This is a genomic window from Streptomyces sp. NPDC054783, assembly GCF_053611725.1.
The window spans coordinates 43,395-52,263 of the sequence record NZ_JBSHAY010000047.1; the positions used below are offsets into that span (position 1 = coordinate 43,395).

The window sequence follows — 8,869 nt, forward strand, 5'->3', positions numbered from 1 at the left end:
ACTGCGGGAGGCTGGGGCCGGCCGTCGCTGGGCCCGTGAGGGGCCCGGCTCGCGCCCCGTCCTGCCAGACCTCTCGGCCGGGAGCGAGTACTGTCGGGAGGTCCGGTGGTTGCTCAGTGGTCTGGTGCGGCGTTGTCGCTGGCCAGGGCATCGAGGCGTTGTCACGCTTCGGCGGCGCGAGCCCCGGGCCGCCACGCCCTCCGCATATCTGACAGCCCTGCTCACCGAGAGATGCGGAGAGCGCTACCCCGCACCGCGGGCGACGGCGAGTTGGTCGACCACCCCAGTGGGCGAGAGCCGATCCACGCGCCGCGGATGGCCAGCCTGCACCGACTCCTTTCCAAGGCCCTCGCTCGGCTGACCGCCCCGACGCATGCAGAAGCCGTCCGCTTCGCCCCGCAGCGGGGGAGAGGCTCCACATCAGTGCTTTCTGCAGCTGCGACCAGCGTGCCGGCCGGGTCCCCGGTCACCGGCTCCCCTCCCGCTGCCAGGGCTGTTCGGGTGAGCCGATTTCGCGCAGGATCCCGAAGGCCCGCAGCAGGGGTGCTGGGCCGGTGTCCGTGAGGCCGGACGCCCGGCGCGCCCTGCGGGTGCGCAGTACGGCGCGCACCGCGGACAGGGCGGCGCATGCGACCACCGCGGCCGTGAGGTCGGCGTCCGGTGTGTCCGGCGGCAGTCTGCGCTCCACCAGAACGGCGAGCCGCTCCTCGAAGTCGGAGAAGGCCTGGACGAGCCGGGCCGTGACGACGTTCTCGATGCCTTGGACCGGATGGCTGAGGGCGGTCAGAGTGGAGGCGGCGAATGGTTCGACCGCCTCCAGCAGGGCGTTGCACACCGCGTCCAGGGGCTCCTCGTTTGCCGGTCGCCGGGCCAGGGCGTTCTCGACGTAGGCGAAAATCTCGATGCCGTCCGGCAGCAGCAGCGCCTCCTTGCTCTCGAAGTAGCGGAAGAAGGTGCGCACGGAGACGTTCGCGTATGCGGCGATGTCCGCGACCGTGGTGGCCTCGAAGCCGCGTTCCTTGAACAGTTGCGCGGCCCCCTCCAGCAGGCGGTGCCGCGTCTCCTCCTTCTTGCGTTCGCGCAGTCCGGCCGGGGCGATCTCACTGGGCATGGCAGAAGCCTCCCGCCATGGTGTCATGACTGTCAATTGACACACATGCCACCACGGCTGAACACGCCGCCCCGCGGCCGACGTGCTCCTGGTGCGCACACCCTCCTGGTGCGCACACCCTCCTAGGGCGTCGCAGCTGCAAATGGCATCTCTGCCAATTGTCATCCGTGCCACTTCTTCTCTAGAGTTTCTGTCACTCGTGACACTTTTTCTGGAGGCCATGGTGGCCCGACCACTGCAGCACCCGCCCGCGCCGAGCGGGACGAACACCGCCGCCCAGCCGGCGACGGACTTCGCCGCGGCCCGCCGCGGACCCGGCCGCCTCGGCGGCTTCTGCGCCCGGCACCCGGCAGCCGTGATCGCCGCATGGCTGTTGGTCCTCGTCGCCGCCCTGGCCGGACGGCATCTCGCTGCGCCCACCTTCAGCGATCAGGTCAGTCTGCCCGGCACCGCCTCCCACACCGGCGCGGATCTCCTCGCCACGTCGATGCCCGAGGAGGGCAGGCCGGTCGGCAAGGTCGTGTTCCACACCGGCTCCGGCGCCGTGGCCGACCAGCGGTCCGCGCTTGAGCGGACCCTGGCCGACCTGCGCGATCTGCCGCACGTCACTGCCGTCTCCGCGCCCGTCACCAGCTCCGACGGGCGCACCGCGTACACCGTCGTCTCCTTCGACGAGCAGTTGAAGAACCTCGGCCACGACTACACCGTGCGACTCGACAAGGCGACCGGCCCCGCCCGGGCGGCGGGGCTCGGCGTCGCGTACGGCGGCGATCTGGATCAGGTGGTGCGTGCGCCGGCCGACGACAAGCTGAGCGAGGGCATAGGCGTGGTCACCGCCCTCGTCATCCTGCTGCTGGCCTTCGGCAGTGTCCTCGCCGCGCTGCTGCCGCTGATCACCGCGCTGATCGGCGTCGGGGTCGGCCTCGGCATCGTGGGCATCGTCGCCGCCACGCTCTCCTTCGCGACGTCGGCCACCACCCTTGCAGGCATGATCGGCCTGGGTGTCGGCATCGACTACGCCCTGTTCCTGACCACGCGCTTCCGCCAGGACCTCATCGACGGGCGCGACCCGGCCGACGCCGCGGCCCGCACCGCGCACACCAGCGGACGTGCCGTCCTCGTCGCCGCTCTGACCGTGGCCGTCGCCATGCTCAGCCTCTACGCCTGCGGGCTGACCTTCATCGGCAAGATCGGCCTCGCGGCCACCCTCGCCGTCGTCGTCACGGCCGCTGCCGCCCTCACCCTCGTACCGGCGGCCCTCGGGCTGGTGGGCAGGCGCATCGACCGGTTCCGGCTGCGCCGCCCGGTCGCCGAAGGCACGGGGGCCGACGACGGCCGGAACCGCTACGCCGACCTCGTCGCCCGGCGCCCTTGGACGTTTCTCGCCGCAGGCGTCGTCGTCCTCGGTGTGTGCTCCCTGCCCCTGCTGTCCATGCGCCTCGGCCACGTCGACGCCGGTGCCGACCGACCCGGCAGCAGCACCCGAAGCGCCTACGACTGGATCGCGCACGCCGACGGGCAGGGCTTCGGAGTGGGGGCGAACGGCCCGATCGCCACCGTCGTCGACATGAGCGGCGCAAAGTCGCCCGTCGACCGGATCACGCGCGACATGACCACGGCCCTGAGAACCACCCACGGGGTGGCCGCCTTCACCCCCGTCAAGGCGAGCGCCGACGGGAGGATCCTCGTGACCACGCTCACCCCGACCACCGGCCCGCAGGACGCCGCCACCGGCGACCTGCTCGCCACCCTCTCCGGGCGGACACTGCCGAAGGCCCTGCACGGCACGGGCGCCAAGGCCTATCTCACCGGCACCGTGGCCGGCCAGGCCGACTTCCGGGACACGGTCGGCGAACGGCTGCCCATCGTGATCGGCATCGTCCTGCTCCTCGCCTTCCTGCTGCTCATGACGGTCTTCCGCAGCCTGGTGATCCCGCTCAAGGCCGTGGTGCTCAACCTGTGCACCACGGCCGCGTCCTACGGCGTGCTCGTCGCGGTTTTCCAGTGGGGATGGGGCGACTCGCTGCTGGGCCTCTCGGAGCCGGTGCCCATCGAGTCGTACGTGCCGATGATGATGTTCGCGATCGTCTTCGGGCTGTCCATGGACTACGAGATCTTCCTGCTCTCCCGGATCGCCGAGGCCTGGCACCGCACCGGCGACAACCGGCTCGCCGTGGGCGAGGGGCTGTCCGCGACGGCGCGCGTGATCTCCGCTGCCGCGTTCATCATGACCGCGGTGTTCCTGTCCTTCACCGCCTCACCGACCGTGGTCGTGAAGATGCTCGCCCTGGGGCTGGCGATCAGCGTGATCGTCGACGCCACGGTGGTCCGCCTGATCCTGGTGCCGTCCGCCATGTTCCTCATCGGCCGGGCCAACTGGTGGATACCCCGCCGGCTCGACCGGGTCCTCCCGCGCCTGCACGCCTGACCGCCCGCCGACCGATCCGGAGCAGCGACCACGTGAGACCGAACCTCCGCGGAAAGACCCGCCTCATCCTGGCCGCCACCGCTGCGACCCTGGCCCTGCTCACCGGCGCGACCGACCTCTGGGTCGAGCACCGCACCGAGGAGCGCATCGCCGCCCGAGCCGCACGCCGGCTGAAGCCGGGCGGCCCGGTGCACGCCGACCTCACCACCCCCCTCGCGGGCCTGCGCACCCTGGGAGGGCAGGTCGGAGACGTCGAAGTGAACGCCAAAGGCGTGCATCGTCAGCATGTTGTGTTGGATGTGACCGTCCGCCTGAAAGACGTCACGACGAACGGCGACAGCGCCGGCGGCACCGCAACCGCCATCGTCGGATACGACCAGGTGACCCGGCGCCTGGGCGCGCTGGGCAACGGCCTGACCGCCAGCGGCGAGGACGGCGACCTGATCCTCGCAGGCAGCGTCGGCCGCCTGGGCCTGCCAGTCACCGTGCGGGCGACCCTGGCCACGACCGCGCACGCCTTCACCATCACGCCCACCACGGTGAGCGTCCTCGGTCGAAACGTGGCCGTCGACGACCTCGCCGAGTTGCCGGGCACCTCCGGACTCCGCGAGGAGTTGGGTCCCATGACCGTGGCTGTCACCGCACTGCCCCACGGCGTTGCGCTCACATCGGTGCACGCCGCCGACGACGGCCTCGTCCTCGACTTCTCCATCGCCGCCGGGCCGACACCGAGCGCGGGAGGGGAAGCCTCCTGACCGTCCGAGCCGCGGCCTGCCCGGGAGACGCCCCCCGGATGCCCACCGCTGACGGCCGACGCCAAACTCGACCACACTGCCCGGCCCCCGGACGGCCAGCCCGCCGCGAACGCAGCCTGACGATCGACCCCGCCAACGCCGGAACGCCACACGCTCCCCTATGTCCAGTGCATGTCGATTATGTCCAGTGCATGTCGATGGTGGTGAGTTGCTCGATCCGCTCCGGTGACAGTGTCTGGACCCGGCCGCGGCGGCCTCGTGGAGACGAGCCTCCGGGTGAGCGTTGGGGTCTGCTGCAGGTTTGGGTGAGGTTGACCTGCTCCACCTCTCAGGTTCCAGTTTGACCTGCCCCACCTCTCAGGTTCCAGTTCTCCTGGCTAACTGACGGCCTTCACGAAAGGCTGCCGGACACGCCCCGCGCCTACCCCGCCAGCGAGTCAGTCCTCATCGCTGCTGCCGAGGCTCGCTCTCGGCTCGAAGGGATACTCCTTCAACTGGGAACGGGTTTCACGAACGGCGGCTGCAAGTGGATCTTCTCCAACCACGGGAGTGCCAAGCTCCCGGCGCTCTCGCCCTACATCGCCCACTCGTGAGCTGAGCCCGATCTGATGAAGCCTTCCCTGCTGGCCGTCGGCCTGTCGGCCCTGGTGCTTGTGTCCGCCTGTTCCGGTAGCGCTCACCCCCGGGCGACCACCACCCATGGGACGACGCCGCCTCCGGCCAAAGCGACGACGGGGACCGGCGCGATGCCCTCTGCGGTGCAGACCCCGACGAAACCGGACCGCCTTCCCAATCCAGTCCAGTCTCCGCTTCCTGTCGGGTCGAAGACGCTGTACACGGGATCGGGTCACGGTGCGCGCGGTTTCACGCTTCCCGCGTCAGCGGGGAAAGCCTCATCCATCACGGTGATGTGGACATGTGCTGGCGCCCCCGGCGGCCGCGCTGTGGCGGCGTAGTTCAGCGCGTACCTGTCGGACTGCGTGCGGCGCATGGGGGCTGTTGGTCCTCGGTGGGGGCCGTGCATCGTGAACGGGGGTGTTTCGCAACCTGATGCGCGTCTTTGCCCTCTTCCTGGAAGGCGGATCGATGTGGCCTTCCCGGCTCAGCCGTCCTGTATCGAAGGGGGATCGTTGTTGCGCAATGCAGTTCGGGCCGTGGGTGTCGCCGGTCTTGTCGCGGTGCCCTTGCTGGGAGGGGCAGCGGGGGTGTCGGTCGCCGAGGGCGCGAGCCCGGCTCCGGGCGGCAGCCCGTCTCCGGCGGTCCGCCTGGAGTACCACGTGGCTCAGAACCTCGCCCTGGAGGCGGGTGACGACATCTCGTTCAGTCTCGAGGGAATGCCACCGGGATGGGACAAGGTCGAGGTCACCTCCCCGGCCCTGCAGGAGCCGATCACCCTGACTCCCCTGAAGAAGGGGTCGACACAGTCGGTCCAGGTGGACGCGCCGGGAACAGACCACCGCGTCCGCTCGGGCCTGCGCGCGGGCACCTATCCGGTCACCGCGACGAGCCACGGCCGTACCGTCGCCACCGCACAACTCAAGGTCCTAGCCGAGAACTCGGCGCAGATCGACCGGTTCGTCATCGGTCCCATGAACGCGTTCCCCGGCAGCGGCACACCCGCCTCCCTCCGCCCGGGCAGTGACGTCCGGGTGGTCCTCACCGACCTGCGGGCCGCACCAGGGGAAAACTCCCTCACCGTCACGTCGCCCATCTTCAAGGGCCCGTTGACGATCAAGACGGACAGCCCGGACGACCCCGGCTGCAAATGCGACGACGGCGGCACGGTCTACGCGGGCCACGGCCAGTTGCGAGGCGACGTAACCAACGGCCGCTACACCGTGACCGTGGTCAGCCACCATGGGCAGCAGACCACGAAACAGCACGTCACGATCGCCGGCCAGCCCGTCGCGGACGGCGGCGGCCCGTCCTGGGCGGTCACCGGTGGCGTCGCGGCCGCGGGGCTGGCCCTCGCCTCCGGCGGCGCGTTCGCAGTACGGTGCCGCAACTCACGGAAGGCTGCACCCTCCGCGTAGCGGAGAACCCAGCGGCCGCGGACCGTCCCCCGGGCGGCTCGAGCCGGCACCGGCGGGCGCGCGCCGAACTGTGCTCCCCGCCTTCCCCGCCTTCCTCGGTTCTTCCTTCATCTTTCCTTCGCTCCCTCCGGCCGCTTCCGGTCCGGAGGCAGTTCGTCCATGACTCAGAAAGCATTCCTTGCATATCTCACACAGACGAATCTCGCGTCTCGTGGTCCTCGCGGCCGGAACTGCCCTGATCCTGACCGGAGGGGGAAGCCTCGCCCAGGCGCAGGCCAAGGTTCAGGACGCCACATCGGCGCCCCACCTGTCCCCGGCGACGGTGCCGTCCGCCGGACCGTCCGCTGAAACGTCAGCCGCACCGTCCGGTGAACCCGCGCCCTCGGCCTCTGCCAGCACCTCGACCGGGACCGCCACCGGGGAGCCCTCGGCCTCACCCTCGGCGAGCGCGAGCGGGTCCGCCGCGACCGAGACCGGCGACGACGGCTTTTCGGACGAGGACGCCATCCGCTTCTGGACGCCTGAACGCATGGCCTCGGCCACCGACCCGGCGCGGCCCGCGCAGCATGCGGACCCGAGCGCCAAGGCCCGGTTGCGGCGGACGGCTCCGGCCGGTCCCGGCGTGGCGGCCGACATGCCGACCGCGGAGCACATCCTCGGCCTGCCGTCCGTCGGGACGATCTTCACCTACGACACGGACCCGACCACCCAGCGGATGCACGCGCACCATTGCACCGCCAGCGTGGTGGAGAGCCCCGGGCACAATCTGATCCTGACCGCGGGGCACTGCGACGGGGGCAAGGCCGTCTTCGTCCCCATGTACGCCGCCGAACAGACACTGGACAAACAGGACTTCGGCTTCTACCGGGTCGCCAAGTTCTTCACCGACAACCGGTACGTGCACAACACCAAGAAGCCCATCTCCGACCTGGACTTCTCCTTCGGCCGGCTCGAGCCTTCGAAGAGCGGCAAGCAGGCGCAGGACGTGGTGGGCGCGAACACGCTGGTGCGCACGCCGGGTTACCTGAACAAGGTCACGATGGTCGGCTACCCCTCCAGCCACGACCCCGAGGACCATCCGGTGCGGTGCCCCACGCAGACGGAGGCGCTGCCCGGCTTCTACCAGATCCAGGCCAAGTGCCGTGGCATGTGGGGCGGTGTCTCCGGCGGCCCGTGGTTCTCCCGGGTCGACTGGAAGAAGGGCACCGGCGAGATCATCGGCAACGTCGGCGGCTACAACGGCGGCGGCAACGACGACGACGTCGACTGGCTCACGTACAGCCCCATGCACGGCGCCTGGTTCTTCCGCCTGTACGACGAGGCGAAGAACAACCAGGTCTCCGCGCACGGGAGCACCTACGACCAGCCGCCGCTGCCGTACTCCATGGGCGGCGGTGAGACCTGGGCCCATGCCAAGCTGCTGGCCTCGGGCGAGTACTCCGGCGACGGCAAGGGCGACCTGATCGTGGTCTGGACCGACGGCGAGGTCACCCTGTACACCGGCGACGGCAACGGCGGCTTCACCGGCGAGCGCCGGCTGGCCGCGCGCCACGGCGTCTGGCAGGACGTCAAGTCCATCACCGGTGGGGACTTCTCCGGCGGCAACGGCTCGGACCTGCTGGTGGTGTTCAATTCCGGCGAGGTCAGGCTCCTCCCCGACGCCGGTACCAGGGGTATGGACGGTGGGATCAAGCTGGCCGACGCCGGTTCCATCTGGAGCCACGCCGATCAGATCATCGGGGGCAGCTTCGGAACCGCGAAGTACGTCAGTGACCTGCTGGTGCGCTGGAGCGACGGCGAGGTCACTGACTACACCGCCGTCGGCGACAAGGGTTTCGGCACCGAACACCAGCTGGCGAAGCCGCAGAGCGCCTGGACGGACGCCACCCTGGTGACCGCGGGCGACTTCACCGGCGGCAACAACTGGGACGCCCTGGTGCGCTGGTCCGACGGACACGTCTCCCAGTTCCAGGAGACCGGTCCCGGCGGCGTCGGCAAGGAGGTCCAGATGGCTCCGGCCGGCAGCATCTGGTCGCACGACTCGGTGATGACAGCGGGCAGCTACGACTCCAACGGCTGGCCGGACGACCTCGTCGTTCGCTGGTCCGACGGCGAGACCACCATGTACGCACACACTGGTGCCACCTTCGGCACCGAACATATGCTCGTCGCCCCGAAGTAGCCGCCCCACAACCTGCCCCACAGCGCAGGCTGATCCGGGTGACCGAACCCACCGCGCCACCCGGATCCCCCTGCAGGGCTACCCCCGCCGCCCGTCCGTACGCCGCTACGACAAGCGCATCCCGATCGCGGACAGCTGCTGTCCGGGAGCGACGTTCTTGATCAAAGGCGGGTGTTCTGGCCTGGGCTGATCAGTTGGTGTGTGGCTGTGGTTACCCGCGAAGACGGCACTCCGGCCGGCGACCCCCTCACCAGCGCCGGCCATATCGAGGACGACTACCGCTTCCACGACGCCTTCCACCTCGCCCACGCCGCCGTCCTGGGCTGGTCACCCGTCAGCCGCTTCCTCCTTGGCTGCAAA

At 70.1% G+C, this 8,869-nt stretch carries 6 protein-coding genes and 1 pseudogene; 5 read left to right on the forward strand and 2 right to left on the reverse strand.

Annotated elements, in window-relative coordinates:
• Window positions 1–466 precede the first annotated feature (466 nt).
• The gene (locus tag ACWGJ5_RS42250; RefSeq protein ID WP_453314922.1) at window positions 467–1,111 is read right to left on the reverse strand and encodes a TetR/AcrR family transcriptional regulator; all 645 of its coding nucleotides are present in this window, start codon (window positions 1,109–1,111) and stop codon (window positions 467–469) included.
• Between the two features lie 220 nt (window positions 1,112–1,331).
• On the opposite strand from ACWGJ5_RS42250, the gene ACWGJ5_RS42255 reads away from it, so the two are divergent.
• From ACWGJ5_RS42255 to ACWGJ5_RS42265, 3 genes are all read left to right on the forward strand, one after another.
• Window positions 1,332–3,539 (forward strand): MMPL family transporter, encoded by a 2,208-nt coding sequence (locus tag ACWGJ5_RS42255; RefSeq protein ID WP_453314923.1) that lies wholly within the window; start codon window positions 1,332–1,334, stop codon window positions 3,537–3,539.
• Between the two features lie 32 nt (window positions 3,540–3,571).
• The gene (locus ACWGJ5_RS42260; RefSeq protein WP_453314924.1) at window positions 3,572–4,294 is read left to right on the forward strand and encodes a hypothetical protein; all 723 of its coding nucleotides are present in this window, start codon (window positions 3,572–3,574) and stop codon (window positions 4,292–4,294) included.
• A 1,133-nt stretch (window positions 4,295–5,427) separates the two neighbouring features.
• Window positions 5,428–6,327, forward strand: coding sequence for a hypothetical protein (locus tag ACWGJ5_RS42265; RefSeq protein WP_453314925.1), 900 nt, complete (start codon window positions 5,428–5,430; stop codon window positions 6,325–6,327).
• Window positions 6,328–6,609: 282 nt separating this feature from the next.
• On the opposite strand, the gene ACWGJ5_RS42270 is transcribed toward ACWGJ5_RS42265, so the two are convergent.
• Window positions 6,610–6,858, reverse strand: coding sequence for a hypothetical protein (locus ACWGJ5_RS42270; RefSeq protein ID WP_453314926.1), 249 nt, complete (start codon window positions 6,856–6,858; stop codon window positions 6,610–6,612).
• Here ACWGJ5_RS42270 and ACWGJ5_RS42275 point away from each other — a divergent pair.
• Entirely contained in the window at window positions 6,857–8,509 is a 1,653-nt protein-coding gene (locus tag ACWGJ5_RS42275; protein ID WP_453314927.1) for a trypsin-like serine peptidase, read from the forward strand. The two genes, ACWGJ5_RS42270 and ACWGJ5_RS42275, sit on opposite strands and share 2 nt — an antisense overlap.
• A gap of 207 nt (window positions 8,510–8,716) precedes the next feature.
• Window positions 8,717–8,869 (forward strand): annotated as a pseudogene (locus ACWGJ5_RS42280) (nucleoside triphosphate pyrophosphohydrolase family protein); the annotation flags it as partial.